26 protein-coding genes and 5 tRNA genes are annotated in these 25,585 nt (G+C 73.3%); 21 read left to right on the top strand and 10 right to left on the bottom strand.

Annotated elements, in window-relative coordinates:
- The 4 genes from QSK52_RS32590 to QSK52_RS32575 form a co-directional block, all read right to left on the bottom strand.
- The coding region (locus QSK52_RS32590; RefSeq protein WP_285739830.1) for an ATP/GTP-binding protein at window positions 1-262 on the bottom strand (262 nt) is incomplete at its 3' end.
- The gene (locus tag QSK52_RS32585; RefSeq protein WP_176190137.1) at window positions 243-689 is read right to left on the bottom strand and encodes a DUF742 domain-containing protein; all 447 of its coding nucleotides are present in this window, start codon (window positions 687-689) and stop codon (window positions 243-245) included. The genes QSK52_RS32590 and QSK52_RS32585, both read right to left, overlap by 20 nt.
- A gap of 173 nt (window positions 690-862) precedes the next feature.
- The gene (locus QSK52_RS32580; protein ID WP_285679288.1) at window positions 863-1,276 is read right to left on the bottom strand and encodes a roadblock/LC7 domain-containing protein; all 414 of its coding nucleotides are present in this window, start codon (window positions 1,274-1,276) and stop codon (window positions 863-865) included.
- A gap of 10 nt (window positions 1,277-1,286) precedes the next feature.
- Window positions 1,287-5,162, bottom strand: a complete 3,876-nt coding sequence (locus QSK52_RS32575) for a sensor histidine kinase (RefSeq protein WP_352230340.1) — start codon at window positions 5,160-5,162, stop codon at window positions 1,287-1,289.
- A 524-nt stretch (window positions 5,163-5,686) separates the two neighbouring features.
- Between QSK52_RS32575 and QSK52_RS32570 the strand changes: the two genes are divergently transcribed.
- The 8 genes from QSK52_RS32570 (at window position 5,687) to QSK52_RS32535 (ending at window position 8,937) form a co-directional block, all read left to right on the top strand.
- Window positions 5,687-5,893, top strand: a complete 207-nt coding sequence (locus tag QSK52_RS32570; RefSeq protein WP_285739829.1) for a hypothetical protein — start codon at window positions 5,687-5,689, stop codon at window positions 5,891-5,893.
- Between the two features lie 104 nt (window positions 5,894-5,997).
- On the top strand, window positions 5,998-6,795 hold the full coding sequence (locus tag QSK52_RS32565; protein WP_285739828.1) for a fumarylacetoacetate hydrolase family protein: 798 nt from the start codon (window positions 5,998-6,000) through the stop codon (window positions 6,793-6,795).
- On the top strand, window positions 6,792-8,312 hold the full coding sequence (gene gltX / locus QSK52_RS32560) for a glutamate--tRNA ligase (protein ID WP_285739827.1): 1,521 nt from the start codon (window positions 6,792-6,794) through the stop codon (window positions 8,310-8,312). The genes QSK52_RS32565 and gltX overlap by 4 nt, the downstream gene beginning before the upstream one ends.
- A gap of 188 nt (window positions 8,313-8,500) precedes the next feature.
- A tRNA-Gln gene (locus QSK52_RS32555) sits at window positions 8,501-8,572 on the top strand.
- 19 nt (window positions 8,573-8,591) lie between these two features.
- A tRNA-Glu gene (locus QSK52_RS32550) sits at window positions 8,592-8,664 on the top strand.
- Window positions 8,665-8,699: 35 nt separating this feature from the next.
- A tRNA-Glu gene (locus QSK52_RS32545) sits at window positions 8,700-8,772 on the top strand.
- 13 nt (window positions 8,773-8,785) lie between these two features.
- A tRNA-Glu gene (locus QSK52_RS32540) sits at window positions 8,786-8,858 on the top strand.
- Window positions 8,859-8,862: 4 nt separating this feature from the next.
- Window positions 8,863-8,937: transfer RNA gene (locus QSK52_RS32535), tRNA-Gln, on the top strand.
- 198 nt (window positions 8,938-9,135) lie between these two features.
- Here the strand turns inward: QSK52_RS32535 and ndgR are convergent.
- Window positions 9,136-9,849 carry an IclR family transcriptional regulator NdgR gene (gene ndgR / locus QSK52_RS32530; RefSeq protein WP_285739826.1) on the bottom strand — a complete coding sequence of 238 codons (714 nt, stop codon included), beginning with the start codon at window positions 9,847-9,849 and terminating at the stop codon, window positions 9,136-9,138.
- 233 nt (window positions 9,850-10,082) lie between these two features.
- Here ndgR and leuC point away from each other — a divergent pair, with 233 nt between their 5' ends.
- The 4 genes from leuC (at window position 10,083) to QSK52_RS32510 (ending at window position 13,344) form a co-directional block, all read left to right on the top strand.
- A complete protein-coding gene (gene leuC / locus QSK52_RS32525) occupies window positions 10,083-11,504 on the top strand; it encodes a 3-isopropylmalate dehydratase large subunit (RefSeq protein WP_285739825.1) in 1,422 nt (473 codons plus the stop codon).
- A gap of 3 nt (window positions 11,505-11,507) precedes the next feature.
- The gene (leuD, locus tag QSK52_RS32520) at window positions 11,508-12,104 is read left to right on the top strand and encodes a 3-isopropylmalate dehydratase small subunit (RefSeq protein ID WP_285739824.1); all 597 of its coding nucleotides are present in this window, start codon (window positions 11,508-11,510) and stop codon (window positions 12,102-12,104) included.
- A gap of 135 nt (window positions 12,105-12,239) precedes the next feature.
- Window positions 12,240-12,530, top strand: coding sequence for a hypothetical protein (locus tag QSK52_RS32515; protein ID WP_388034580.1), 291 nt, complete (start codon window positions 12,240-12,242; stop codon window positions 12,528-12,530).
- 133 nt (window positions 12,531-12,663) lie between these two features.
- On the top strand, window positions 12,664-13,344 hold the full coding sequence (locus QSK52_RS32510) for an HU family DNA-binding protein (RefSeq protein WP_285739823.1): 681 nt from the start codon (window positions 12,664-12,666) through the stop codon (window positions 13,342-13,344).
- A gap of 275 nt (window positions 13,345-13,619) precedes the next feature.
- Here QSK52_RS32510 and QSK52_RS32505 read toward each other — a convergent pair whose 3' ends face one another.
- The gene (locus tag QSK52_RS32505) at window positions 13,620-14,360 is read right to left on the bottom strand and encodes a GntR family transcriptional regulator (RefSeq protein ID WP_285739822.1); all 741 of its coding nucleotides are present in this window, start codon (window positions 14,358-14,360) and stop codon (window positions 13,620-13,622) included.
- A gap of 139 nt (window positions 14,361-14,499) precedes the next feature.
- Here QSK52_RS32505 and QSK52_RS32500 point away from each other — a divergent pair, with 139 nt between their 5' ends.
- Both QSK52_RS32500 and QSK52_RS32495 read left to right on the top strand, forming a co-directional pair.
- Window positions 14,500-14,745, top strand: a complete 246-nt coding sequence (locus tag QSK52_RS32500) for a hypothetical protein (protein WP_285739821.1) — start codon at window positions 14,500-14,502, stop codon at window positions 14,743-14,745.
- A complete protein-coding gene (locus tag QSK52_RS32495; protein ID WP_285739820.1) occupies window positions 14,742-15,140 on the top strand; it encodes a hypothetical protein in 399 nt (132 codons plus the stop codon). The genes QSK52_RS32500 and QSK52_RS32495 overlap by 4 nt, the downstream gene beginning before the upstream one ends.
- A gap of 7 nt (window positions 15,141-15,147) precedes the next feature.
- On the opposite strand, the gene cofC is transcribed toward QSK52_RS32495, so the two are convergent.
- Entirely contained in the window at window positions 15,148-16,074 is a 927-nt protein-coding gene (gene cofC, locus QSK52_RS32490) for a 2-phospho-L-lactate guanylyltransferase (protein ID WP_435053417.1), read from the bottom strand.
- 216 nt (window positions 16,075-16,290) lie between these two features.
- On the opposite strand from cofC, the gene QSK52_RS32485 reads away from it, so the two are divergent.
- The 3 genes from QSK52_RS32485 to QSK52_RS32475 are packed head-to-tail and all read left to right on the top strand — an operon-like array spanning window position 16,291 to window position 19,262.
- Entirely contained in the window at window positions 16,291-17,091 is an 801-nt protein-coding gene (locus tag QSK52_RS32485) for a lysophospholipid acyltransferase family protein (RefSeq protein WP_285739819.1), read from the top strand.
- 14 nt (window positions 17,092-17,105) lie between these two features.
- Window positions 17,106-18,089, top strand: coding sequence for an NAD(P)H-dependent glycerol-3-phosphate dehydrogenase (locus QSK52_RS32480; protein ID WP_285739834.1), 984 nt, complete (start codon window positions 17,106-17,108; stop codon window positions 18,087-18,089).
- Window positions 18,090-18,119: 30 nt separating this feature from the next.
- Window positions 18,120-19,262, top strand: a complete 1,143-nt coding sequence (locus tag QSK52_RS32475; protein WP_285739818.1) for a D-alanine--D-alanine ligase family protein — start codon at window positions 18,120-18,122, stop codon at window positions 19,260-19,262.
- A gap of 11 nt (window positions 19,263-19,273) precedes the next feature.
- Here the strand turns inward: QSK52_RS32475 and QSK52_RS32470 are convergent, their stop codons facing one another.
- Together QSK52_RS32470 and QSK52_RS32465 are read right to left on the bottom strand one after the other, a co-directional pair.
- Entirely contained in the window at window positions 19,274-19,813 is a 540-nt protein-coding gene (locus QSK52_RS32470) for a DUF3515 domain-containing protein (protein WP_285739817.1), read from the bottom strand.
- 19 nt (window positions 19,814-19,832) lie between these two features.
- Window positions 19,833-20,066, bottom strand: coding sequence for an Lrp/AsnC family transcriptional regulator (locus QSK52_RS32465; RefSeq protein ID WP_285739816.1), 234 nt, complete (start codon window positions 20,064-20,066; stop codon window positions 19,833-19,835).
- Between the two features lie 182 nt (window positions 20,067-20,248).
- Between QSK52_RS32465 and QSK52_RS32460 the strand changes: the two genes are divergently transcribed.
- From QSK52_RS32460 to thiD, 3 genes are all read left to right on the top strand, one after another.
- On the top strand, window positions 20,249-21,217 hold the full coding sequence (locus QSK52_RS32460; RefSeq protein WP_285739815.1) for a thiamine-phosphate kinase: 969 nt from the start codon (window positions 20,249-20,251) through the stop codon (window positions 21,215-21,217).
- Window positions 21,218-21,374: 157 nt separating this feature from the next.
- Window positions 21,375-22,400 carry a 6-phosphofructokinase gene (locus QSK52_RS32455; protein WP_285739814.1) on the top strand — a complete coding sequence of 342 codons (1,026 nt, stop codon included), beginning with the start codon at window positions 21,375-21,377 and terminating at the stop codon, window positions 22,398-22,400.
- Window positions 22,401-22,431: 31 nt separating this feature from the next.
- Window positions 22,432-23,238, top strand: a complete 807-nt coding sequence (gene thiD, locus QSK52_RS32450; protein WP_285739813.1) for a bifunctional hydroxymethylpyrimidine kinase/phosphomethylpyrimidine kinase — start codon at window positions 22,432-22,434, stop codon at window positions 23,236-23,238.
- A 276-nt stretch (window positions 23,239-23,514) separates the two neighbouring features.
- Here the strand turns inward: thiD and rpmB are convergent, their stop codons facing one another.
- Window positions 23,515-23,700, bottom strand: coding sequence for a 50S ribosomal protein L28 (gene rpmB, locus QSK52_RS32445; RefSeq protein WP_014138233.1), 186 nt, complete (start codon window positions 23,698-23,700; stop codon window positions 23,515-23,517).
- A gap of 251 nt (window positions 23,701-23,951) precedes the next feature.
- Here rpmB and QSK52_RS32440 point away from each other — a divergent pair, with 251 nt between their 5' ends.
- Window positions 23,952-25,559, top strand: a complete 1,608-nt coding sequence (locus QSK52_RS32440; protein ID WP_285739812.1) for a DAK2 domain-containing protein — start codon at window positions 23,952-23,954, stop codon at window positions 25,557-25,559.
- Window positions 25,560-25,585 lie beyond the last annotated feature (26 nt).

The following is a 25,585-nucleotide window of genomic DNA, read 5'->3' as shown; positions in this document are numbered from 1 at the left end:
GGTAGAGGATGAGGTCCTCGTCGAGGGTGATGCGGCCGAAGTCCATGGCGACGGTGGTGGTCGTCTTGCCGGAGACGTGGCTGAGGTCGTCGATGCCGGCGGAGGCCGAGGTCATGACGGCTTCGGTACGCAGGGGGTTGATCTCGGAGACCGCGCCGACGAGCGTCGTCTTGCCCACGCCGAAGCCGCCCGCGACGACGATCTTGGCGGAGGTGGTGGCGCGGCTGGGGGCGGCGGCCGCGTTAGAGCTTGCGAAGTCCACTGAGGACCCTTTCGAGCAGCGTGACGTCAGGCGTACCGCCCGACTCGCCCGCGGCGGCGGGCTGGTGGATGGCGACCAGACCGGCTTCCGCCAGGTCTGCAACGAGGATGCGGGCGACCCCGAGCGGGACACCTGCCAGCGCGGAGATCTCGGCGACCGACTTGACCTCGCGGCACAGCGACACGATGCGGGCGTGCTCGGGGAGCAGCCCGCCCGGAGCGGCGGTGCCGGTGGTCGAGATCAGCGCCTCGATGGCCAACTGGTAGCGGGGCCGGGTGCGTCCGCCGGTCATCGCGTACGGGCGGACCAGCGGCTGCTGCTCGTAGCCGTCCGACTGCTGGCCGCCGTACCCGCCGGCCTGCTGGCCGCCGTAGCCGTTTCCGTACCCGTTGCCGTACGCGCCGGCGGGTGTCGGGGGCGGGGTCATGCGTCCTCCTTGTGCTGCAGTCGTTCGCGGCCGGAGCCCGCTGGGCCGTTGACTGACGGGCTGTCAGCCACCGTACGGCGAAGACCTGGGGTGAAGTGCCGGACCCGGGGTCGGGTGAGGGTCCGGCACGGTGAGGGTGGTGCGAAGGAGTCGGGACGGGTCGGACCCGACCGTCAGTGCAGGAGACTGCCCTGGAGCTCGGCCCGCAGGGCCGGCGTGAGCACCGCGCCGGCCCGGTCGACCAACAGGGCCATCTCGTAACCGATCAGGCCGATGTCGGAGTCCGGCGAGGCGAGGACCGCGAGCGCGGAACCGTCGCTGATCGCCATCAGGAACAGGAAGCCGCGCTCCATCTCCACGACGGTCTGGTTGACCTCGCCGCCCTCGAAGATCCGGCTCGCGCCCGAGGTCAGCGAGGTGAGGCCGGAGGCGACGGCGGCCAGCTGGTCGGCGCGGTCCCGGGGGAAGCCCTCGGACATGCACAGCAGCAGACCGTCGGCGGAGACCACCACCGTGTGGGACACCCCGGGGGTGTTGTCCACGAAATTGGTGATCAGCCAGTTCAGGTTCTGTGCGGCCTGGCTCATCTGGATCAACTCAACGCTCCTGGTGCTCGGGGCCGAAGCCGTTGTTGCCATCGACGTCGGACCGCCCGCCCCGGGCTCCCCGGTAGCCCTCGGACGTCCCGCCGAAGTCGAAGCCAGGCCGCTGCTGCGACCCGGGACCGCCGAAGCCCGACTGCTGCGTGCCCGCCTGGCGGCCCTGCTGGATGCCGCGGCGCAGGTTGGTCAGCCGACCGCGCACCTCCTCCGGGCTGCGCGAGACCTGGGGTCCGGTCAGCGGGCTGGCCTCGGCGCTGCCGGAGACCAGGTTGGCCTGCGGGGTGCGGCGAGGCAGCCCCGAGGTGGTCAGGCCGTTGGTCTGCGGCTCGCGCATCTGCTCGGCCCGCCGCCAGCGCTCGTCGTTCGCCGACGGGCGCCACGGCGCGTCCGGATCGCCCTGCGGGTCCACCGCGCCGCCCGCCGGAGCACCGCCGAACGGCGCCGCCGGACGCTGCCCCTGGCCCGGGCCCTGCCCCTGGCCGGGGAACGGACGGCCCTGGCCGGGCTGGCCCGGCTGGCCCTGCGGACCGGCCGGACGCTGCTGCGGGGCACCCTGCGGCGCACCGCCCTGCGGACCGGTCGGACGCGGCGGCAGGCCCTGGCCCGGCTGACCGGGCTGGCCCTGCGGACGCTGCCGCTCGGCCTGCGGCGCCTGCTGCGGGGACTGCTGGACGAAGCCCGGCGCGGAGGTGCCGGGACGCTGCGGCTGGTACGGACGCGACCGGAGCTGCTCCTGGCCCTGCACCGGACCGGCCGGCCGCTCACCGGCGGTCGGCAGCGCCATCGGCTGCGGACGCTCCGCGAACTGCTGCTGCGGCGGCTGCTGCTGGGCCTGCGGCGGCAGCGGCGGGACGCCCTGGCCGACCGGGTCCGGCAGCACCGGCTCCACCAGGCCGAGGCCCAGCGGGTCGCGCGGGTCGATGTCGGACGCCTCGAACCGCGGCCGCCCGAACAGGCCGGACTGGTCGCCCGGCGCCGCCTCGATCGGCGCGCCCGGCTGTTGCGGCAGCGGACGCCGCTGCGGCTGCTCGGCCCGCCCGTGCTGGGTCGGCTCGCCGAACGGACGCTGCTGCTGGCCCTGCTGCGGACCGCCCTGCGGAGCCTGCGGGCCCTGCGGACGGCGCGGCCCCTGCGGACCGCCCTGCGGCGGCTGGCCCGGCTGCCCCTGCTGGCCCGGCTGCGGACGCCGCGGCGGCAGACCGCCGCCCGGACCGCCCTGCAGGCCCGGCGCACCCGAGGCACCCGGCACCCGGCGGGGCGGCAGCCCGCCCGCGCCCGGCGCACCCGCACCCGGACCGGCCGGGGCCGACGGCCCCGGTCCGCCCGGCGCCACCGGGTTCTCGCGCAGCGACTGGCCCGCCGAACGGGTCGGCAGCCCACCGGAGCGGCCGCCCTGGGCCGGGCCGGTGCCGAACGCGCCGCCCGGGCCGAACCCGCCGTCGCCCGGCTGGCCGCCGGGCGCGCCCTGACCCCCGGGACCGCCCGGCACGCGCCGCGGCGCGGACGGGCCGGAGGACCCGGCGGGGGAGAACAGGTCGGGGCTGCCGCCGCCCGGGCCCTGGCCCAGCTGCGGACGGCCCGCGGGGTCGTTCGGGCCCGCCTGGCCGAGCGCGGTGCGCCCGCCGCCGGGCAGGTCGCCCCCGGGACGGCCCTGCTGGCGCGGCGTCGGCGCCAGGCCGCGCTGCTGCTTGCCGCCGGGCTGGCCCGCACCGGCACCGGCACCGGCGCCCGCACCGGGCCGGTTGCCGCGCCGCTCGGCGGAGTTGGTGACGTCGACCGGCAGCATGACCAGCGCGGTGGTGCCGCCGGAGTCGGACGGGCGGAGCTGGATCCGGATGCCGTGCCGCAGGGACAGCCGGCCGACCACGAACAGGCCCATCCGGCGGGAGACGGAGACGTCCACGACCGGCGGGTTCGCGAGGCGCTCGTTGATGTCGGCGAGGTCGTCGGGGGAGAGGCCGATGCCGGTGTCGTGGATCTCGATCAGCACCCGGCCGTCCGGCAGGGCGTGGCCGGTGACCCGGACCCGGGTCTGCGGGGAGGAGAACGAGGTGGCGTTCTCCAGCAGCTCGGCGAGCAGGTGGACGAGGTCGTTGACGACGCGGCCGGCCACCTCGGCGGTGGGCACCGAGGCGAGCTCGACGCGCTCGTACTGCTCCACCTCGGAGGCGGCGGCGCGCAGCACGTCGACCAGCGGGACGGGGCGGGTCCAGCGGCGGCCCGGGTCCTCGCCCGCGAGGACGAGGAGGTTCTCGCCGTTGCGGCGCATGCGGGTCGCGAGGTGGTCGAGCTTGAACAGCGAGGCCAGCTGGTCCGGGTCCGCCTCGCGGCTCTCCAGCTCGGAGATCAGCGACAGCTGGCGCTGGATCAGGCCCTGGCTGCGGCGCGAGAGGTTGGTGAACATCGCGTTGATGTTGCCGCGCAGCAGCGCCTGCTCGGCGGCCAGGCGGACCGCCTCGCGGTGCACCATGTCGAACGCGTGCGCCACGTGGCCGATCTCGTCGGCGGAGTCGACGCCGACCGGCTCGACGGTGACGTCGACGTCCTGCGGGTCGCTCTCGGAGAGGGTCTTGACCAGCTCCGGCAGGCGGCGCTCGGCGACGTCCTCGGCGGAGGTCTGCAGGCGGGTCAGCGAGCGCACCATCGAGCGGGCCACCAGGGCGGCGCCGGCGATGGCGACGACGAGCACCAGGGCGACCAGCGAGGCGTTGATCACCGACTCGGTGTCGGCGTCGGACTGGAGCTTCTGGGCCTTGCCGTTCAGGTTCGCCAGCAGGGTGGTCTCGATCGCCCGCTGGGCGGTGATCTTGGCCGTGGCCTCCTCGTACCACTGCTGGTAGCTGACGTCGTCGGTCTGCTTGATGCCGTTGGGGGTGAGGACGGCCTTGGAGAACCGGTCGGCCTCGGCGATCACCTTGTTGAAGCTCATCGCGGAGCGCAGCGAGCGGGCCGCGCCCTCGCCGTAGATCGCGGTGAAGTTCTGGGTGGCGTTGTCCTCGGAGTTCATCAGCCGGATGCCGAAGGTCTCGTCGGACGAGGAGAGGTCGGGGCCCGCGGGGTTGGCCAGCGCCGCGGAGATCAGCGCACGCTGCATGGAGGTGTACTCCTTGGACAGCGAGAACTGGTACAGCGAGCGGGTGGCCGTGATCAGCTCGGAGGAGTTCGAGGTGACCGCGATGTCCTGGGTGGCGCCGAGCAGGTCGACGATGATCGCGTCGTAGTTGGTGATCGTCGCCTGGATGTTCTTCGGGTCCCGGAACGCGCCGGTGCGGGCGCCGGAGAGGCTGTTGAGGTCGCGGCGGACCTGCAGCAGCAGGGTCTTGGAACCGGCCAGGTCGAGGTTGTCGAACTTGTCGGCCGCGGCGGTGAACTTCTTGGAGAGCGCGTTGGTGTCGCTCTGCGCCTTGGTGATCTCCTTGTCGGCGGCCGCGGTGCCGCCGGCCGCCAGCGGACCGGCGGAGATGTCGCGCTCGGTCTGCAGGGCGTGGGCCAGGTCGGTCGCGCTCCGGGCCAGCTCGGCCAGGTCGCTCATCTGGGAGAGCTCGCGGGAGTTCTCCATCGAGCTCTGCACGCGCAGGCCGCCGAGGACGAGCGCCACGATCACGGGCAGGAAGAGCAGGGCGATCAGGCGGGTGCGGATTCGCCAGTTGCGCATGGCGAAGCGGCTCAGGCCGGTCGCGCGGCGGCGGGTGAGCGTGCCGCGGAGCCTGGCCCGCTTGCTCTTCTTGTCGGCCGACCTGTCGTCGACCCGTTCCTGCGGCGCGGCGTTCGCGCCCTGCGCACCGCTCTCGGCGGCGGGCTCGGCGGGAGCGCCGTACGGCCGCTCTCCGTGGCCCGTCGTCGCCGGTGCCGCCTGGTGGGGGCCGGCCACGGGCTCGCGCGACTCCGGGTCACCCGCGGCGCCGCTGCCCCTCTTGAAACGTCCCTGCACTGGCGTCGCAACCTCTGGACCGGGCGCCCTTCCCCGCCGGGCGGAGATAGGGCGGTGTCGAGTTTTTCCGTGGCATTCCAGCACAGCGGGGGAAGTCCAACAAGGGCCGTTACGACACGGTGTCCTGGGCCACCCTCCGCGCGCGGGGCCTCACGTTGCGTGGCGCATCCGCCCCGGAATACGGTCCTTTTCGGACACTCGACATGACCCGGTCAACGAACGGGAAGATCGGGTTGTGCGTGGAATGTCCGGGATATCCGCAATGGTGGATTTCGCCATTGGTCCCGAATCGCCGCCTACGCGCCCTTTGCTCCGGTAATTGTGAGCAAAATCACAGCTCGATGTGTAGCTTTGGTCACGGCCGCTGTGGAATGGGCTCCCTAACCTGACAGGGTTGATCGGAGCCTGCCCAGCGGCGGGCCCGTGCAAAAGTCCGTTCGAGCGAAACAAGGGTGCTGACGCAAATGTCCGAGACGACCACCGAGGCCACCCGTTCCACGGCCAACCCGCGCCGCACCACCCTGGCCTCCGTCGCGGACTTCTCCCAGCTCCCGGGCTTCGCGTCCGGCCGCACCCGGCGGGCGTACGCCACCGAGCTCCCCGCCAGCACGGCCAACCCGCGCCGCACGGTCCTGATGACCGCCCCGGCCCCCCGCCTGCCGCGGGACTGACCCCCGCCTCGATAACCTGGTGGCACCAGCCGGGCCCGGTACTGCGGGCTCGGCAGCCGTCCGGGAGCGTCCGGACGGCCGACGAACCGAGAGGTTGCAGGGCTGTGCGTATCGCCAGGTTCTCCGTCCGCGAAGGGAGCCCCGCGGCGGGCTCGGTCTCCTTCGGAATCATCGAGGGGGATGCCGCGCAACCCGACTCGCTGGTGGTCCACACCCTGGCCGGGCACCCCTTCGGCACCCCCCAGCCGACCGGCGAGACCCACCGCCTGCAGGACGTCCGGCTGCTGGCCCCGATGCTCCCCAGCAAGATCGTCGCCGTCGGCCGGAACTACGCCGCGCACGCCGCCGAGCTGGGCAACGAGGTCCCCGCCGTCCCGCTGACGTTCTTCAAGCCCTCCACCGCCGTCATCGGCCCCACCGAGTCGATCGCCTACCCGCCGTTCTCCTCGGACGTGCAGCACGAGGCCGAACTCGCCGTGGTGATCGGCCGGATGTGCCGCGAGGTGCCGCTGGAGCGCGTCCCCGAGGTGGTCTTCGGCTACACCTGCGCCAACGACGTCACCGCCCGCGACGTGCAGCAGCGCGAGGGCCAGTGGGCCCGCGCCAAGGGCTTCGACACCTCCTGCCCGCTCGGCCCCTGGATCGAGACCGACCTCGACCCCGCCGACCTGGCCGTCACCTGCACCGTCAACGGCGAGCTCCGCCAGGCCGGCCGCACCTCCCAGATGGTCCGCTCGGTCGCCGAGCTGATCGTGCACGTCTCCGAGGCGATGACGCTGCTCCCCGGCGACGTCATCCTCACCGGCACCCCCGCGGGCGTCGGCCCGCTGAGCGTCGGCGACGAGGTCGCCGTCTCCGTCGAAGGCATCGGCACCCTCTCCAACAAGGTCGTCAAGCGATGAAGGAAGCAGCAAGCGTGTCAGAGAAGAAGAACCCCGCCGTCCGGGTCCGCTTCTGCCCCTCCCCGACCGGCAACCCGCACGTCGGCCTGGTCCGCACCGCCCTGTTCAACTGGGCCTACGCCCGGCACAACGGCGGCACCCTGGTCTTCCGCATCGAGGACACCGACGCGGCCCGCGACTCCGAGGAGTCGTACCAGCAGCTGCTCGACGCCATGCGCTGGCTCGGCTTCGACTGGAACGAGGGCCCCGAGGTCGGCGGCCCGCACGCCCCCTACCGCCAGTCGCAGCGGATGGACGTCTACGCGGACGTCGCGAAGCGCCTGCGCGAGGCCGGCCACGCCTACCCCTGCTACTGCACCACCGAGGAGCTCGACGCCCGCCGCGAGGCCGCCCGCGCCGCCGGCCGGCCCTCCGGCTACGACGGCCACTGCCGCGACCTGACGGCCGAGCAGCGGGCCGCCTACGAGGCGGAGGGCCGCCCGTCGATCCTCCGCTTCCGGATGCCCGACACCACCCTCGCCTTCGACGACCTGGTGCGCGGCCCGATCTCCTTCGACCCGAAGGACGTCCCCGACTACGGCATCGTCCGGGCCAACGGCGCCCCGCTGTACACCCTGGTCAACCCGGTCGACGACGCCCTGATGGAGATCACCCACGTCCTGCGCGGCGAGGACCTGCTCTCCTCGACGCCCCGTCAGATCGCCCTCTACGCCGCCCTCGCCGAGATCGGCGTCGGCAACGGCACCACCCCGCAGTTCGGCCACCTGCCGTACGTGATGGGCGAGGGCAACAAGAAGCTCTCCAAGCGCGACCCGCAGGCCTCGCTCAACCTCTACCGCGAGCGCGGCTTCCTCCCCGAGGGCCTGCTCAACTACCTGGCCCTGCTGGGCTGGTCGCTCGCCGAGGACCGCGACATCTTCGACATCGACGAGATGGTCGCCGCCTTCGACATCGACGACGTCAACGGCAACCCGGCCCGCTTCGACCTCAAGAAGGCCGAGCACATCAACGCCGAGCACGTCCGCCGCCTCGCCCCCGAGGAGTTCGTCAGGCGCCTGGTGCCCTACCTGCAGGCCCCCGGCCTGCTCCCGGCCGAGCCCACCGCCGAGCAGCTCGACCTGCTCGCCAAGGTCGCGCCGCTCACCCAGGAGCGGATGGTCGTCCTCTCCGAGATCGTCACCATGGCCGGCTTCCTGTTCGTCGACCCCGCCGACTTCACCGTCGACCCCGAGGACGCCGCCAAGGCCCTCACCGCGGACGCCCGTCCGGTCCTGGAGGCCTCGGTCCGGGCGCTCACCGCGCTGCCCGACTTCACCCCCGACCCGATCCAGGCCGCCCTGCGCGAGGCCCTGGTCGACGGCCTGGGCATCAAGCCCAAGTTCGCCTTCACCCCGCTGCGGGTCGCGGTCACCGGCCGCCGGGTCTCCCCGCCGCTGTTCGAGTCCATGGAACTGCTCGGCCGCGAGGAGACGCTCCGTCGCCTGCGCGCCGCCCTGGAGCTCCTCCCGGCCTCCTGAGCCGCCTCCCGGGCCCCCTCCCGGCACCTGCTGGCCGTGTCGCTGACCTGGCCCGCAGGTGTCCGGCGCGCTGCCTGCGGTTATCGATTTTGGAGCGGGGCGGGGCGTCGGGTAATGTTCTTTCTGCGCCGCCCGGGCAGGGAGGCGCAAGACACCGAGGAAGACCCCGCAGAGGGGTTGAACTCTGGTGGGGTATGGTGTAATTGGCAGCACGACTGATTCTGGTTCAGTTAGTCTAGGTTCGAGTCCTGGTACCCCAGCGCAGCACATCTGCAGTGAGCCCCCGTTGTGTAGTGGCCTAGCACGCCGCCCTCTCAAGGCGGTAGCGCCGGTTCGAATCCGGTCGGGGGTACGCAATTCTTGACAATTGCAAAGCGAATGAGTCCCGCCCCCGTTGTGTAGTGGCCTAGCACGCCGCCCTCTCAAGGCGGTAGCGCCGGTTCGAATCCGGTCGGGGGTACTCACTCATTCGGGCCCCCGTTGTGTAGTGGCCTAGCACGCCGCCCTCTCAAGGCGGTAGCGCCGGTTCGAATCCGGTCGGGGGTACTTTTGGGGTATGGTGTAATTGGCAGCACGAGTGATTCTGGTTCATTTAGTCTAGGTTCGAGTCCTGGTACCCCAGCCAAGAAACTCACTGCACGAGCTCCGGGAAACCGGGGCTTTTTGCATGTCCGCCCCCGTCCACCCGCCTCCCGTGCGTCCCCCCGGGAGCCGGCACCTCCACCCCCGCGTGCGCGCGGCCTTCCCCCCTCTCCTCCCCGCCCCGATGCGGCGATGCCCTCCCGCCGTCGGGCGGGAGGGCATCGTGGTGCCACGGGGTCGTTCAGGTGCGACGGAGGGCCTCGGTGAGGCGGTTCGCGGCTTCGATGATGGCCTGGGCGTGCATCCGGCCGGGGTGGCGGGTGAGGCGCTCGATGGGCCCGGAGACGGAGACGGCGGCGACGACGCGGTTGGAGGGACCGCGGACGGGGGCGGAGACCGAGGCGACGCCGGGCTCGCGCTCGCCGATGGACTGCGCCCAGCCGCGGCGGCGGACGCCGCTGAGGGCGGTGGCGGTGAAGCGGGCGCCCTGGAGGCCGCGGTGCAGGCGCTCGGGCTCCTCCCAGGCGAGCAGGACCTGGGCGGCGGAGCCGGCCTTCATCGGGAGGGTGGAGCCGACCGGCACGGTGTCGCGCAGGCCGGAGAGGCGCTCGGCGGCGGCCACGCAGATCCGCATCTCGCCCTGGCGGCGGTAGAGCTGGGCGCTCTCGCCCGTCACGTCCCGCAGGTGGGTGAGGACCGGGCCGGCGGCGGCCAGCAGGCGGTCCTCGCCCGCGGCGGCGGAGAGTTCGGCGAGGCGGGGGCCGAGGATGAAGCGGCCCTGCATGTCGCGGGTGACGAGGCGGTGGTGTTCGAGTGCGACGGCGAGTCGGTGGGCCGTGGGCCGTGCCAGACCGGTGGCGGCGACCAGCCCCGCCAACGTGGCGGGGCCCGACTCCAGTGCGCTGAGCACCAGAGCGGCCTTGTCGAGAACGCCGACGCCGCTAGTGTTGTCCATGTCTCGATACTGCAGTCTCAATCAGCGAGACGCAAGTTCAATCTTCCGAGAAAAGCGCCACTCTTGGAGTCAGCAGCCCGGGAGACACCCAGGACGGCACTCCACCAGGGTGTCCGGATCCTGGACGGTCCGGCGTGCAGGTCGCGACTCCAAGCGAGCCTCACAGGGCGGCACGGGACAAGACCTCGACGATCACGAGAAGGCCGGCAGAGCGGCCGGCTGGAGGGAATCCGATGGGACGGACACTCGCAGAGAAGGTCTGGGACGACCACGTCGTCCGGCGCGCCGAGGGCGAGCCCGACCTGCTCTACATCGACCTGCACCTGCTGCACGAGGTGACCAGCCCGCAGGCGTTCGACGGCCTCCGGCTGGCCGGGCGCCCGGTGCGCCGGACCGATCTGACGATCGCGACCGAGGACCACAACACCCCGACCCTGGACATCGACAAGCCGATCGCCGACCCGGTCTCCCGGGTCCAGCTGGAGACGCTGCGCAAGAACGCCGAGGAGTTCGGCGTGCGCATCCACTCGCTGGGCGACGTCGAGCAGGGCGTGGTCCACGTGGTCGGCCCGCAGCTGGGCCTGACCCAGCCGGGCATGACCGTGGTCTGCGGCGACTCGCACACCTCCACCCACGGCGCCTTCGGCGCGCTGGCCTTCGGCATCGGCACCAGCCAGGTCGAGCACGTGCTGGCCACCCAGACCCTGCCGCTGGCCCCGTTCAAGACCATGGCGATCACGGTCGAGGGGGAGCTGCCCGAGGGCGTCACCGCCAAGGACCTGATCCTGGCCGTGATCGCGAAGATCGGCACCGGCGGCGGCCAGGGCTACGTCCTGGAGTACCGCGGTTCGGCGATCCGCAGCCTCTCCATGGAGGCCCGGATGACGATCTGCAACATGTCCATCGAGGCGGGCGCCCGGGCCGGCATGATCGCCCCGGACCGCACCACCTTCGACTACCTGCAGGGCCGCCCGCACGCCCCGCAGGGCGAGGACTGGGACGCCGCGGTCGCCTACTGGGAGACCCTGGCCACCGACGAGGACGCGGTCTTCGACGCCGAGGTGTTCATCGACGCGGCCGAGCTGACCCCGTTCGTCACCTGGGGCACCAACCCGGGCCAGGGCGCGCCGCTGGGCGCGAACGTGCCGGACCCGGCGGACTTCGCGGACCCGCAGGAGCGGATCGCCGCCGAGAACGCCCTGAAGTACATGGGCCTGGAGGCCGGCACCCCGCTGCGCGAGGTCAAGGTCGACGCCGTGTTCGTCGGCTCCTGCACCAACGGCCGGATCGAGGACCTGCGGGCCGCCGCGGCCATCCTGGACGGCCGGCGGATCGCCGAGGGCGTGCGCATGCTGGTCGTCCCGGGCTCGGTCCGGGTCGCCCTGCAGGCCGTGGAGGAGGGCCTGGACAAGGTCTTCACCGCCGCAGGCGCCGAGTGGCGGCACGCGGGCTGCTCGATGTGCCTGGGCATGAACCCGGACCAGCTGGCCCCGGGCGAGCGCTGCGCCTCCACCTCGAACCGCAACTTCGAGGGCCGCCAGGGCAAGGGCGGCCGCACCCACCTGGTCTCCCCCCAGGTGGCCGCCGCCACCGCGCTGGTGGGCCGTCTGGCCGCCCCCGCGGACCTGACCGACAACGTGGCCGTGGAGGTCTGAGCCATGGAGAAGTTCACCACCCACACCGGCCGCGCCGTCCCGCTGCGCCGTTCGAACGTGGACACCGACCAGATCATCCCGGCGCACTGGCTGAAGAAGGTCACCCGCTCCGGCTTCGAGGACGGCCTGTTCGAGGCCTGGCGTAAGGACGAGTCCTTCGTCCTGAACCAGCCCGAGCGCAAGGGCGCCACCGTCCTGGTGGCCGGCCCCGAGTTCGGCACCGGCTCGTCCCGCGAGCACGCCGTCTGGGCGCTGCAGAACTACGGCTTCCAGGCCGTCATCTCCTCCCGGTTCGCCGACATCTTCCGCGGGAACTCGCTGAAGAACGGCCTGCTGACGGTGGTCCTGCCGCAGGAGACCGTGGAGCGGCTCTGGGCGCTGACCGAGGCCGACCCGACCGCCGAGATCACCGTCGACCTGGAGGCCCGCGAGGTCCGGGCCGAGGGCGTCACCGCCCCGTTCGAGCTGGACGACAACGTGCGCTGGCGGCTGCTGAACGGCCTGGACGACATCAGCATCACCCTGCAGAACGAGGGCGACATCGCCGCGTTCGAGGCGAAGCGGCCGTCCTACAAGCCGCGGACCCAGCCGGTCGCCTGAGGCACCGCTTTCTGACGGACCGACAACGAAGACCCGCCCCCCTCCGGGGCGGGTCTTCGTTGTTCGCAGGGGAGTTCGTCAGCCGGGAATAGACCCTGGTGTAGCGCAACTCCGCACAGATGGCACAATCGTTGCATGCACCACAGTCCCGAACCCCCGTGCCAGGACGGCCAACCGGCGTCCGGGGACGGTCAGGACGGTGCTGCCGACTCGGAAGTCACCCTGCTCTACGCACTGGTGGCCGAGCGGTTGAAGCAAGCCCACGCCCGCGTTCACGCGCTGAACGTGTCGACGGACGCAAAGACCGCTCTCACCCGACAACTGCTGATCGTCACCGAGACCGCGAAGCGCGATCTCCCGGAGGCGGCACGGCGGTTGAGTCGCTTTGTGCAGGACCTCGACGAGGGGCGGATGCCTCCCCGGTGAGCACCTCCATGCGCAAATCCATTGCGACACTAGGGTGATTCACGCGTTTGGTAATTGAAAGTCCGCAGATACATACCTAACGTGCGAAAAGAACGGATGGAATCATCCGGCGCCCGTTTCCGAAGGGGAAGACGTGAACAAGGCTCAGCTTGTCGAAGCGGTGGCCGAGCAGCTGGGCGGTCGCAAGGCTGCCGCAGAGGCCGTCGACGCAGTGCTCGACACCATGGTGCGTGCCGTCGTGGCGGGTGACCGCGTCTCGGTCACCGGTTTCGGCACCTTCGAGAAGGTGGAGCGCTCGGCGCGCTTCGCCCGTAACCCGCAGACCGGCGAGCGGGTCAAGGTCAAGAAGACCGCGGTTCCGCGGTTCCGCCCCGGCCAGGGCTTCAAGGACCTCGTCTCCGGCAGCAAGAAGCTGCCGAAGGAGGGCCCGTCGGTCAAGAAGGCGCCCAAGGGCTCGCTCACCCCGGGCAAGTCCGGCGTGGCCGCCACCCCGGCCGCCAAGCGCGCCGCGACCAAGCGCGCCGCCGCCGCGGGCAGCACCGCGACCAAGAAGACCGCCGCCAAGAAGACCGCGACCACCGCGGCCAAGAAGGCGGCCCCGGCCAAGACCGCGGTCAAGAAGGCCACCACCGCCAAGACCGCGGTGGCCAAGAAGACCAGCGCGGCCGCCACCAAGAAGGCGACCACCGCGGCGAAGAAGACCACCACCGCGGCGGCCGCCAAGAAGGCCACCGCCACCGCCAAGAAGACCGCTCCGGCGAAGAAGACCGCCACGCGGAAGACCACCACCGCGCGCAAGTCCACCGCCAAGTAGTCGCCCGCACCCGGCGCCGGCCCGTCCGGCACCGGGGCACCGGCCGCGTCGGCCCGCCCGGGACCTCCCCGGGGCGGACCGGCGCGGCCTTCTCCGTTCCCGGCCCGGGGCGGTCCGGTTGAGCCTCCGTCACCCGTTCGGCCGAACGGGCCGGTGCGGATTCCGTCCGCCCCGGGGCGCGGACGGACGGGGCCGCGCCGGGTTGACGGGGCATCGGGGCGACGCGCCGTCACCCCGCCGCCGGGCCGGGGGAAAAGCGCGGGACCGGCCGGGAATTACTCCGGGCCGTCCACCGGGAGCTCGTAGCAGATCTCCCAGCGGGAATCCGGAATCACCAGATCCGCGGTCTCCACCGGCCGTCCGGAGTCGTCCAGGTAGGTCCGTTCGATCACGGTCAGCGCGTCGCCGGTGGAGATCCCCAGCAGCGCGGCCTGCTCCGGCGTCGCCCGGGCGGGGCGCGGCCGCTCCAGCGCACGCACCACCCGCACCCCGATCCGGGCCATCCGCTCCACCACGCTCCGGCGGTGCCACGGGCCGTAGCGGGGGAGGGTCGCCGGGGTGCCGGCGGTGACGGCCATCGGCTCCCAGGACTCGGCGAGTTGGAGGACCCTGTGGTCCAGCTTGAACTCGTACCGGGTGTGCGCCGTCAGGTCGCCGGGCTCGATCCGCAGGCGGTGGGCCACCGCCTCCGGGGCGGGGGTGAGGGCCCAGGTCTCCGACTCCCACTCGCCCTCCGGCGCCGGTTCGCCGGGGAACTCGCCGGGCGCCCGGGTGCGCACCAGCGGCAGCCGGGGGACCGGCTCGCGGACGTAGGTGCCCGAGCCGGTCCGGCCCTCCAGCAGGCCCTCGCCGATGAGCACCTCCTGCGCCCGCTGCAGCACGTTCGGCCCCACGCCGTAGCTCTCGGCCAGCTTCGCCCGGGACGGCAGCCGCTCGCCGACCGCCCACTCCCCGGCCGTCACCCGGCGGCGCAGGTGGTCCGCGATGCGGAGGTACGGCGGGTCCTGTGAGGGCATCTGGTGCCTCCCGGCGAGGGCGAGACCTGCCGGCGGGCGGCAGGGCGGGCGAATCAGCTTGACAATCTAATGCATCAGGTGGAATCTAATGACTTAGTTTCACAGTGAGTGACCGGTCAACTTCGGGGAGCGGCGTGGCGTGCGAAGCACGAGGGTGTTCGACCTTGCGTCCAGGCTCGCTGCGGCCACGGGGGCCGAAGCCAGGATCATCCAGCTGCCCGGGGGCGGTTACCGGGTGGAGGCCGAGCTCCCCGGGGAGCCGGAGGAGCACGACCACATGACGGTCCTACAGGTCCTCGCCCGGGCCGACCGCTACGGACACCGCTACCGCGCGCGCACCCACACCGTCTGGGCCGAATTCGACCCACCCCAGGAGCCACCGTGAAGAGCACGCCGCCCGGTTACACCGTCGGCATCGAGGGGATCACCGAGCCGACCTCCTTCCCCGCCCTCGCCACCGCGCTGTCCTCGCTCTGGCAGACGCTCAACACCCTGCCGCTGGGCTGGACGCAGTACGAGGCCTACCGCTACTTCCTCGGCCCCGGCGCGGTCGAGCGCACCGAGGCCTTCCTGGCGCGGGACGGCCGGTTGCAGCTCGGCTTCGCGCTGCTCGGCCGGACGCGGCTGATCCGGGTGCTGCCCGGCGGCGGCGGGCGGCCCCAACGGGTGGCCGCCCCGCTCGCGTTGGTCGACTCGCCGGAGGTCACCGCGCTGCGGCTGGAGGGGCTGGGCGGCCGCGGCGGCCGGTTCGGGCCGGAGCCGGGGCGGTGGAGCGCCTGAGGGGAGGTCAGTCGGCTTCCGGGTCCGGGAAGGTCTGCAGGGTGAGGAAGACCACCCGGCGGTCGGCGCCCTCGCCGGTGGTGCGGATCCGCACCCGCTGACCGGCCCGGAGCAGCCGCAGGCCGCCGGCGTCGAAGGCCGGTGCGTCGAAGGGGACGGGCGTGCCGTCGTCGAGCAGGACCGAGCCGGAGCGGGTCGTCGGGTCGTACGTGAACGCGGTGGCCTGCATGGGGGCCAGCATAGGGCTTCGGAGCAGGGCCGCGGTGGCCGGGCCGAGGCCGAGCAGGCGGGCGGCGGCCAGGTCCGCGGGGGTGTCGACGTCACGGCGGACGGAGGGGGCGTCGGGGAGCAGCAGCTCGGTGGCGCCGCCCGCCAGGTGGGCGTCCCGGGAGCCCGGTCCGAAGGCGGGGTGCAGCGGTTCGCCGGGCGGTCCGGCGAGCAGCACGGTGCCGGTGCCGGGGGCGTCGGCGAGGAAGGCCCGGCCGTGCGCGGGCACCGCGGCCAGCACCCGGGCGAGCTCGGCGGGCCGGAGCGCGGGCAGGTCCGCGGAGAGGGTGGTGACGGGGGAGCGGGGGTGGCGCCGGTGGGCGGTCGCGGCTCCGTGCGCCAGCGCGGGGTTGAGGCCGCCCGGCTCGTCGTCCAGGACGTCGGCCCCCAGCGCACGCAGCTCCGCGGCGGCGCGCACGTCCCGGGTGACCACCAGGACGCGGCCGACCAGCGGGCAGGCCAGCGCGGCGGCGACGGTGTCGAGCGCGAACGCGAGGGCGAGCCGGGGCCGCAGCGGGCCCAGCGCGGAGAGCCGGCTCTTCGCCCCGGCGAGCGGTTTGACCGGCACCACCACCGACCAGCCGAGCCGCAGCCCGGCCCCCGCGGGGTGCGTCCGGACCGGGGCGGTCGGCCCGACGGCGGCGGGGCGTACGGTGTCCTCTGTCATCGGCGCCATTGTGGCGTCGGCCGGGGCGGCCTGGCCAGCGTGTCCCGGGCGCCCGGGGCGGCGGGCGGGGCCGGTCGACCGGTGGCGGTGGTGGCAGCTCGACACAGGCTCGGCTCCCGGGCGAGACTGGTCGGCGCCTCGGAGCCGCTGGTCGGTCCCGGCGAGGAGAGACCGCGGCGCAGTACGGGGCGCCGCACGAGTGAAGAGGAGCCAGGGGTGGCCCGCCGCTCTAACGCCAGGTTCGGAAACGCCGACTACGGGATCTGGTACCGCTTCGCGGCGGTGCTCGTGAAGCCGGTGACCAACGCCCTGGCAAAGGCGGAGTGGCGCGGCTGGGAGCACCTGCCCGAGAAGTCCGGGTTCATCGCCGCGGTGAACCACAACTCGGTGATCGACCCGGTGTTCTACGCGCACTGGCAGTACAACTCGGGCCGCCCGCCCCGGATCCTCGCCAAGTCCTCGCTGTTCTCGGTGCCGTTCATCGGCTTCATGCTCCGCAAGACCGGCCAGATCCCGGTGTTCCGGGAGTCCACCGACGCCGCCGAGGCGTTCCGGGCCGCGATCGACGCGGTCAACGGCGGCCAGTGCGTGCAGTTCTACCCGGAGGGCACCCTCACCCGGGACCCGGACCTCTGGCCGATGACCGGCAAGAGCGGCGCGGCCCGGGTCGCGCTGATGACGGGCGCGCCGGTGATCCCGGTGGCGCACTGGGGCGCGCACGAGATCATCCCGCCGTACGGGAAGGGCAAGGGCAAGTACCGGCTGTTCCCGCGGCACAAGGTGGTCGTCGCGGCGGGCCCCGCGGTCGACCTGAGCCGCTACCGGGGCCAGGAGATCACCGCCCAGGTGCTGAAGGACGCCACCGACGACATCATGGCCGCGATCACCGCCGTGCTGGAGGACATCCGCGGCGAGCAGGCCCCGAAGGAGCGCTACGACATGCGCAAGGCCGCCCGGGAACGGGCCGCCGCGGCCCGGGCCGAGGGCGGGCGCGCCGTCGAGGAGGGCGGCCGGTGACCCGCTGCGCGGTGATGGGGACGGGTTCCTGGGGCACCGTCTTCGCGATGATCCTGGCCGACGCGGGCTGCGAGGTGACCCTGTGGGGCCGCCGCCCGGAGCTGGTCGAGGCGATCGACCGGGAGCACGTCAACCGGGACTACCTGCCGGAGCTGACCCTGCCGGCGGGCATCCGGGCCACCACCGACGCCGCCGAGGCGCTGGCCGGGGCGGACTTCGCGGTGCTCTCGGTGCCGTCCCAGACGCTGCGCGACAACCTCGCGCTCTGGGCGCCGCTGATCGAGCCGCAGACGGCGCTGGTGAGCCTGATGAAGGGCGTCGAGCTGGGCACCGTCAAGCGGATGAGCGAGGTGATCACCGAGGTCGCCGGGGTCGGCCCGGAGCGGGTCGTGGTGGTGTCGGGCCCGAACCTGGCCGGCGAGATCGCCAACCGGCAGCCCGCCGCGACCGTGGTGGCCTGCACCGACGAGGAGGTCGCCAAGCGCTTCCAGAAGGCCTGCCACACCCCGTACTTCCGCCCGTACACCAACACCGACGTGGTGGGCTGCGAGCTGGGCGGCGCGGTGAAGAACGTGATCGGCCTGGCGGTCGGCATGGCCAACGGCATGGGGCTGGGCGACAACACCAAGGCGACGCTGATCACCCGCGGGCTGGCCGAGACCACCCGGTTGGGCCTGGTGCTGGGCGCCGACGCGCACACCTTCGCGGGCCTGGCCGGGATGGGCGACCTGGTGGCGACCTGCTCCTCGCCGCTGTCCCGGAACAACACCTTCGGCACCAACCTGGGCCGCGGCATGACGCTGGCCGAGACCGTCGCCGCCACCAGCCAGACCGCGGAGGGCGTGAAGTCCTGCGAGTCGGTGCTCGACCTGGCCCGGCGCAACGGGGTGGACATGCCGATCGTCGAGGCCGTGGTGGACGTGGTGCACAGGGGCCGGCCGCCCCAGGAGGTGCTGAAGGGCTTGATGGCCCGTTCGGCCAAGCCTGAACGCCGCTGACCGGAATCGGACGGTAGTCTCAACGCCGATATGAGCATCGAACAGTCCTCCCCGAACCAGGCGGCCAAGCCGCGCGTCGCGATCGTCTTCGGCGGCCGCAGCTCCGAGCACGGCGTGTCCGTGGTCACCGCCGCCAGCGTGCTGCGCTCGATCGACCGCAGCAAGTACGAGGTGCTGCCGATCGGCATCACCCACGAGGGCCGCTGGGCCCTGGTCGGCGACGAACCGTCCCGGATGGCCATCACCGACGGCCGGATGCCCGACGTCGACCAGGTCGCCGAGTCCGCCGAGGGCCAGGTCGCGCTGCCCCTGGCCCCCGGCAGCCGCGAGGTGGTGTGGAGCGAGCCCGGCGCCGCGCCGAAGGTCCTCGGCGAGGTCGACGTGGTGCTCCCGCTGCTGCACGGCCCGTGGGGCGAGGACGGCACCCTGCAGGGCCTGCTGGAGCTCTCCGGCGTGCCCTACGTCGGCTCCGGCGTGCTGGCCTCCGCGGTCGGCATGGACAAGGAGTTCACCAAGCGGATCATCGAGTCGCTCGGCCTGTACGCGGGCGAGTACACGGTGGTCAAGCCGCGCGAGTGGGAGTCCGAGGCGGGCCGCGAGGCCGCCCGCGGCCGGATCGCCGCGCTCGGCCTGCCGCTGTTCGTCAAGCCCTGCCGGGCCGGCTCCTCGATCGGCATCACCAAGGTCAAGGACCTCGCCGACCTGGACGCCGCGGTCGAGGAGGCCCGCCGCCACGACCCCAAGGTGATCGTGGAGAAGGGCGTCGAGGGCCGCGAGATCGAGTGCGGCGTGCTGGAGTTCGAGGACGGTCCGCGCGCCTCGGTGGCCGCCGAGGTGCTGGTCGACGGCGACTTCGAGTTCTACGACTTCGAGGCCAAGTACATCGACTCCTCCGAGGTGCGCATCCCCGCCGACCTCACCGCCGCCGAGCAGGACGAGATCCGCCGCCAGGCCGTCGAGGTGTTCGAGGGCCTCGGCTGCGAGGGCCTGGCCCGGGTCGACTTCTTCCTGCTGCCCGACGGCCGCTGGATGGTCAACGAGGTCAACACCATGCCCGGCTTCACCCCCATCTCGGCCTACCCCAAGATGTGGGAGGCCACCGGCGTCCCCTACGCCGAGCTGATCGACCGCCTGCTGACCGCCGCGCTGCGCCGCTCCACCGGCCTGCGCTAGGGCTCAGCCGCTCAGGAGGTCCCGTCCAGGCAGCCCGAGTCGGCCTTCCCGTCCCAGGTCGGGACGGTCGACCGGACGGCGTCGGCCAGCGAGCCCAGCGGGTCCGCGTAGTTGCCGTACGCGCCCGCCGGGACCTCCACCACCACGTACGCCTTGCGCAGCCCGGTCGCGAAGCGGTAGCCGCCGTCGCCGTCCTCGGTCACGCCCCAGCTCACCTCGTTGACGCACGGGCCGGTGCGGGTGCCGTCGTCCAGGAACTCCGGCCGCTCCCCGCCGCAGGTCAGCACGGTGCGCGGGGAGGACGCCCAGGCCGCGGTGTACGGGGAGGCCGGGGAGGGGTCCTTCCGGGCGTGCCCCAGCACCTCGGCGGGCAGCGCCGCGTCCAGCGCCCGGCAGTACTGCGCGGCCTCCGCGGACGGCACCGGCGGGGTGACGTCCGGATCGCCGCTCCAGGACGCGACCAGCCCCGCCGTGCAGGCCAGCAGCACGGCGGGCGGCGCCAGCCAGCGCACCGGGGCGGGCAGGCGGTTCAGCAGGTCACGGGTGGCCACCGCACGATGGTAAGCCGTCCTACAGGCGCACCACCGGACAGGTCAGGGTGCGGGTGATGCCCTCGACCTGCTGCACGTTGGCCACCACCAGGCGGCCCAGCTCGTCGATCGACTCCGCCTCGGCCCGGACGATCACGTCGTACGGCCCCGTCACGTCCTCGGCGGTGATCACCCCGGGGATCTTGGCGATGGACTCGGCTACCGCGGTGGCCCTGCCCACCTCGGTCTGGATCAGGATGTACGCCTGCACCACGGTGGACCTCCAGGCGGCTTGGGTGGGGGAGTTGCGACCGGCAGTCTGATCACCAACGCTACCGCGCGACCGGGCGGACGGGGGAGACCCCGGAAGGCGTACGCTGCGCGCGGGGGCGGCGGCTCCCACGACACGGGGCGCACACCTATCGGACAACAACGGGGAACGCGGAGGACGGGCTGATGCAGGGGACCGTGGGCGAACTCGGCGAGTTCGGGCTCATCCGGGAGCTGACCGCGCGGCTGCCGATGACCCCGGCGGTGGAGCTCGGGCCCGGCGACGACGCGGCCGTGGTCAAGGCGCCCGACGGCCGGGTGGTCGCCACCACCGACGTGCTCATCGAGGGCCGGCACTTCCGCCGCGACTGGTCCACCGCGTACGACGTCGGCCGCAAGTGCGCCGCGCAGAACCTCGCCGACATCGCCGCGATGGGCGCCGTCCCGACCGCCCTGCTGCTCGGCCTGGTCACCCCCGCCGACCTGCCCACCACCTGGGCCACCGAGCTGATGGACGGGCTGCGCGACGAGTGCCAGGTGGCCGGTGCCACCGTGGTCGGCGGCGACGTGGTGCGCGGCGACACCATCACGCTGGCCATCACCGCGCTCGGCGACCTGCAGGGCCGGCGCCCGGTGGTGCGCTCCGGCGCGCAGGTCGGGGACGTGGTCGCGGTGACCGGCTGGCTCGGCTGGTCCGCCGCCGGGCTGACCGTCCTGCAGCGCGGCTTCCGCTCCCCGCGCGCCTTCGTCGAGGCCCACCGCCGCCCCGAACCGCCGTACCACGCGGGCCCCGCCGCCAGCGAGCTCGGCGCCACCGCCATGGTCGACGTCTCGGACGGGCTGGTCGCCGACCTCGGCCACGTCGCCCGGGCCAGCGACGTGGACATCGACCTGCACGCCGCCGACTTCGACGTGCCCGCGCAGATGGCCGACATCGGGCAGGCGGTCGGCGTCGACCCGCTGGTGTGGGTGCTGTCCGGCGGCGAGGACCACGCGATCGTCGCGACCTTCCCCAAGTCCGCGGCGCTGCCCGCCCGTTGGCGGGTCATCGGCGAGGTGGTCCGCACCGCCCGCCCCGGCCGCGGCGGCACCGTCACCGTCGACGGCGCCCCCTGGGACCGCACCGCGGGCTGGGACCACTTCGCCGAGCAGTAGCCCGCTCCGGAGCAGCCGCCCACCGGGCCGGACGGCTACCGGCTGGTACGGCCCCCGAGCGCGTAGGGTTGCCACTGTCGGGCGGACCGACAGCGTCGACGGTCCGGTCCACCTACGTACGCGGGGGCGCACCCCCAGGAGCAGGAGCACAGCCACCATGCGAATCGGCGTTCTCACCAGCGGCGGCGACTGCCCCGGCCTCAACGCGGTCATCCGCTCCATCGTGCACCGCGGCACCGACGTGCACGGCGACGAGATCCTCGGCATCGAGGACGGCTTCCTCGGCCTGATCGAGGGCCGCGCCCGGCCCGTCTCGCACGAGGACGTCACCGGCCTGCTCACCCTCGGCGGCACCGTCCTCGGCTCCGCCCGGGTGCAGCGCGAGAAGATCCGCTGGGCTGTCGAGAACTCGAAGCAGCTCGCCGCGAACCTCGGCATCGACGCACTGATCGCGATCGGCGGCGAGGGCACCCTCACCGCCGCCAAGCTGTTCAGCGACGCCGGACTGCCCGTCGTCGCCGTCCCCAAGACCATCGACAACGACATCGACGCCACCGACGTCACCTTCGGCTTCGACACCGCCGTGCACGTCGCCACCGAGGCCATCGACCGGCTCAAGACCACCGCCGAGTCCCACCAGCGGGTGATGGTCGTCGAGTTGATGGGCCGCCACACCGGCTGGATCACCCTCACCGCGGGCATGGCCGGCGGCGCCCACGGCATCCTCATCCCCGAGAAGCCCTTCGACATCGAGGCCGTCGCCCGGATGATCGAGGAGCGCTTCCGGCGCGGCAAGAAGTTCGCCATCATCGCCGTCGCCGAGGGCGCCCAGCCGCTGCCCGGCACGCTGCGCTTCGAGCACGGCCAGGTCGACCAGTTCGGCCACCAGACCTTCGGCGGCATCGGCACCCGGCTCGCCGTCGAACTGGAGAACCTGCTCGGCAAGGAGGCCCGGCCGGTCATCCTCGGCCACACCCAGCGCGGCGGCACCCCCACCGCCCTCGACCGGGTCCTCGCCACCCGCTTCGGCTGGCACGCCGTCGAAGCCGTCCACAAGGGCGCCTACGGGCACTTCACCGCGCTGCGCGGCACCGAGATCCACCTCACCCCGATCGCCGACGCCGTCGTCCAGCTCAAGACCGTCCCGCAGGACCGCTGGACGGAATCCGAGGCCGTGCTCTGACCCGCCGGGCGGGGTCGGTAGGTTGGGGCGCATGAGCACCTTCGCCGCCGCCCCGCCCCGAGTCCTCACCGTCGCCGGTTCCGACAGCGGCGGCGGTGCGGGCATCCAGGCCGACCTCAAGGCCATGCTCGCCCTCGGCGTCCACGGCATGAGCGTCATCACCGCCGTCACCGCGCAGAACTCGCTCGGCGTCCAGGGCTACTGGGAGCTGCCCGCCGAAGCCGTCCGCGCCCAGTACCGCAGCGTCGTCGACGACATCGGCGTCCAGGCCGTCAAGACCGGCATGCTCGCCTCCGTCGAACTCGTCGAGACCGTCGCCGAGCTGCTCGCCGACGCCCCCGCCCCCGTCGTCGTCGACCCGGTCGGCGTCTCCAAGCACGGCGACGCCCTGCTCGCCGCGGACGCCGTCACCACCCTCCGCGAGCGGCTCCTCCCGGTCGCCACCCTTGCCACCCCCAACCTGCACGAGGTGACCCAGCTCACCGGGATCACCGTCACCGGCGAGGACGGGATGCTCGACGCCGCGAAGGCCCTGCGCGAGCTCGGGCCCGACTGGGCCCTGGTCAAGGGCGGCCACCTGGAGGGCGAGGCCGCCGACCTGCTGCTCGGCCCCGACGGCGAGGCCCACTGGTACCGCGCCCCCCGCCACGACAACCGCCACACCCACGGCACCGGCTGCACCCTCGCCAGCGCGATCGCCGCGCAGCTCGCCCTCGGCGACCCGGTGCCGCTCGCCGTCGCCCGCGCCAAGGCGTACGTCACCGGCGCGATCGCGCACGGCTTCGCGCTCGGTTCCGGCATCGGGCCGGTGGACCACTTCTGGCAGGCCCGGAGCTAGCCGTCAGGGGCCCGGGAGCGGCGGGCCCGGGGCTGCCGGCGGTGCGTGCGGTGGCTCCGGGCTCTGTTCCTGCGGCCCGGAGCAGCACGGACACCTCGGTGGGCTCCGGCCGTCAGCAGCTCGGACTCGCCGTTCCCCGAGCCCCTGACGGGGCATGCTGGTCTGCCGAGGACTTCCCCGAAGCCCTGGGTGGAAAAGCCGAAAGCCGACCGCAGTCCCCGGAGGGGTGTGGTCGGCTTTCGGGAAAAGATGGTGACCGGCGTACCGGTCTGCGCGTCAGCGCGAGACCTTACCGGCCTTGATGCACGAGGTGCAGACGTTGAGCCGCTTCGGCGTCCGCCCGATCACAGCGCGCACCGTCTGGATGTTGGGGTTCCAACGACGGGGGGTGCGGCGGTGCGAGTGGGAGATGCTGTTGCCGAAGCCCGGGCCCTTGCCGCAGACGTCACAGTTGGCAGCCACAGGAGTCACTCCAAGACTTCAGATCAGGTACTTGTCACTAGCCCGGGGTGCTCCAGGCAACCGGGAGAGCATACAACGGTGACTCCCGCTCAACGAAACTACCACGATCGCCGGGGTGATCGTTCCCCCGAGCTGGGCACGAGCCTGCGGCGGAGGGCGCCCCGGGGGCCGATAACCTGCCAGCAATCGCCCCTCGCCCCTCGCCACCGCGTCCTGTCGGGTTCCCGTGGCGTTCATCCGGAGGAGACCTGGTGCTGGACACCCTCGACGCCCCGGCCGTCCGCACCTGGTGCCGGCTCGCGCTGGCGGCCCTCGGCCAGGCCCGCGAGGAGATCGACGCGCTGAACGTGTACCCGGTGCCGGACGGGGACACCGGGACGAACCTGTACCTGACGGTGGAGTCCGCGGCCGAGGCGCTGGACGCGGTGTTCGCCGCCGCCGAGGAGCCCGAGCTGTCGGTCGCCGCGGCCGCCGCCGCCCGCGGCGCGCTGATCGGGGCGCGCGGGAACTCGGGCGTGATCCTGGCGCAGTGGCTGCGCGGCTTCGCCGAGGAGCTGTCGGACGGCGGCGAGCTGGCCGGTGCGCTCGACCACGGCGCCCGCTCCGCGTACCAGGCGGTCGCCGAGCCGGTGGAGGGCACCCTGCTGACGGTCGCGGCCGCCGCCGCGAAGGCCGCGGGCGGCGCGGACGGCCTGACCGGACAGGCCCAGGAGGCGTACCGGGCGGCCCGGCAGGCGCTGCTGCTGACCCCCGACCAGCTGTCGGCGCTGGCCGAGGCGGGCGTGGTGGACGCGGGCGGCCGCGGCCTGGTCGCGGTGCTGGGCGCGCTGGTGGACGCCGTCTCCGGGCAGCAGCCGATGGGCCCGGTCGCGCTGCGCCGCGAGGTCGACCCGCTGGTGGTGGACGGCTGCGAGAGCTACGAGCGGCCGCCCGGCTCGGGCCACCCCGCGTTCGAGGTGATCTACCTGCTGGAGGCCGGGGACGAGCAGCTGCCGCTGCTGCGCGAACGGCTGGGGCGGCTCGGCGACTCGCTGGTGATCGGCGGCGGGGACGGCCTGTGGAACGTGCACGTGCACGTGGACGACGCGGGCGCGGCCGTCGAGGCGGGCGTCGAGGCGGGGCGGCCGTACCGGATCAGGATCACCCACTTCGCCGAGGCCGCCGCCCGGGCCGGGGAGCGCGAGGAGACCGTCTCGCACGGGCGGGCGGTGCTCAGCGTGGTGACCGGCAGCGGGCTGGCGCAGCTGTGCGGGCAGGCCGGGTCGGTGGTGCTGGAGGCCGATCCGGACCGTCCGCCGGTGAGCGCCGAGCTGGTCGCCGCGGTGCACCGCTGCGGGGCCCGCGAGGTCGTCCTGCTGCTCAACGACCCGGAGCTGCGGCCCGCCGCCGGTGCGGCCGCCGACCAGCTGCGCGAGGAGGGCGTGCGGATCGCCGTGCTGCCCACCCGCTCCCCGGTGCAGGGCCTGGCGGCGCTGGCCGTGCACGACGCCGGGCGGCGCTTCGACGAGGACGTGGTGGCGATGACCTCCGCGGCGGGCGCCACCCGGTACGCCGAACTGGCCGTCGCCGAGGGCGAGTCCTGGACGATGGCGGGCGTCTGCCAGGCGGGCGACGTGCTCGGCCTGATCGACGGCGACGTCGCGGTGATCGGCGCCGACCTCACCGAGACCGCGCTGACCGTGCTCGACCGGATGATCGCGGCCGGCGGCGAACTGGTCACCCTGGTGCTGGGCGAGGAGGCCCCCGAGGACCTCGCCGACCGCCTGATCGCGCACGCCCGGCGCACCCGCCCCGAGGTCGACACCGTCGCGTACCGGGGCGGGCAGGAGTCCGCCCCGCTGCTCATCGGGGTGGAGTGAGCCGGGCCGTCGGTCCGGTGGTGTGA

It is taken from the genome of Kitasatospora phosalacinea (assembly GCF_030268885.1).
Taxonomy (GTDB): domain Bacteria; phylum Actinomycetota; class Actinomycetes; order Streptomycetales; family Streptomycetaceae; genus Kitasatospora; species Kitasatospora phosalacinea_C.
Note: the sequence above shows the minus strand (reverse complement) of the source record. Positions and strands in the feature narration are given on the sequence as shown.

Coding starts and splice junctions, on each gene's coding strand:
- QSK52_RS32585 (WP_176190137.1), bottom strand. CDS start 689: ATGACCCCGCCCCCGACACCCGCCGGCGCGTACGGCAACGGGTACGGA.
- QSK52_RS32580 (WP_285679288.1), bottom strand. CDS start 1,276: ATGAGCCAGGCCGCACAGAACCTGAACTGGCTGATCACCAATTTCGTG.
- QSK52_RS32570 (WP_285739829.1), top strand. CDS start 5,687: ATGTCCGAGACGACCACCGAGGCCACCCGTTCCACGGCCAACCCGCGC.
- gltX (WP_285739827.1), top strand. CDS start 6,792: ATGAAGGAAGCAGCAAGCGTGTCAGAGAAGAAGAACCCCGCCGTCCGG.
- ndgR (WP_285739826.1), bottom strand. CDS start 9,849: ATGGACAACACTAGCGGCGTCGGCGTTCTCGACAAGGCCGCTCTGGTG.
- leuC (WP_285739825.1), top strand. CDS start 10,083: ATGGGACGGACACTCGCAGAGAAGGTCTGGGACGACCACGTCGTCCGG.
- leuD (WP_285739824.1), top strand. CDS start 11,508: ATGGAGAAGTTCACCACCCACACCGGCCGCGCCGTCCCGCTGCGCCGT.
- QSK52_RS32515 (WP_388034580.1), top strand. CDS start 12,240: ATGCACCACAGTCCCGAACCCCCGTGCCAGGACGGCCAACCGGCGTCC.
- QSK52_RS32505 (WP_285739822.1), bottom strand. CDS start 14,360: ATGCCCTCACAGGACCCGCCGTACCTCCGCATCGCGGACCACCTGCGC.
- cofC (WP_435053417.1), bottom strand. CDS start 16,074: ATGACAGAGGACACCGTACGCCCCGCCGCCGTCGGGCCGACCGCCCCG.
- QSK52_RS32480 (WP_285739834.1), top strand. CDS start 17,106: ATGGGGACGGGTTCCTGGGGCACCGTCTTCGCGATGATCCTGGCCGAC.
- QSK52_RS32475 (WP_285739818.1), top strand. CDS start 18,120: ATGAGCATCGAACAGTCCTCCCCGAACCAGGCGGCCAAGCCGCGCGTC.
- QSK52_RS32460 (WP_285739815.1), top strand. CDS start 20,249: ATGCAGGGGACCGTGGGCGAACTCGGCGAGTTCGGGCTCATCCGGGAG.
- QSK52_RS32455 (WP_285739814.1), top strand. CDS start 21,375: ATGCGAATCGGCGTTCTCACCAGCGGCGGCGACTGCCCCGGCCTCAAC.
- thiD (WP_285739813.1), top strand. CDS start 22,432: ATGAGCACCTTCGCCGCCGCCCCGCCCCGAGTCCTCACCGTCGCCGGT.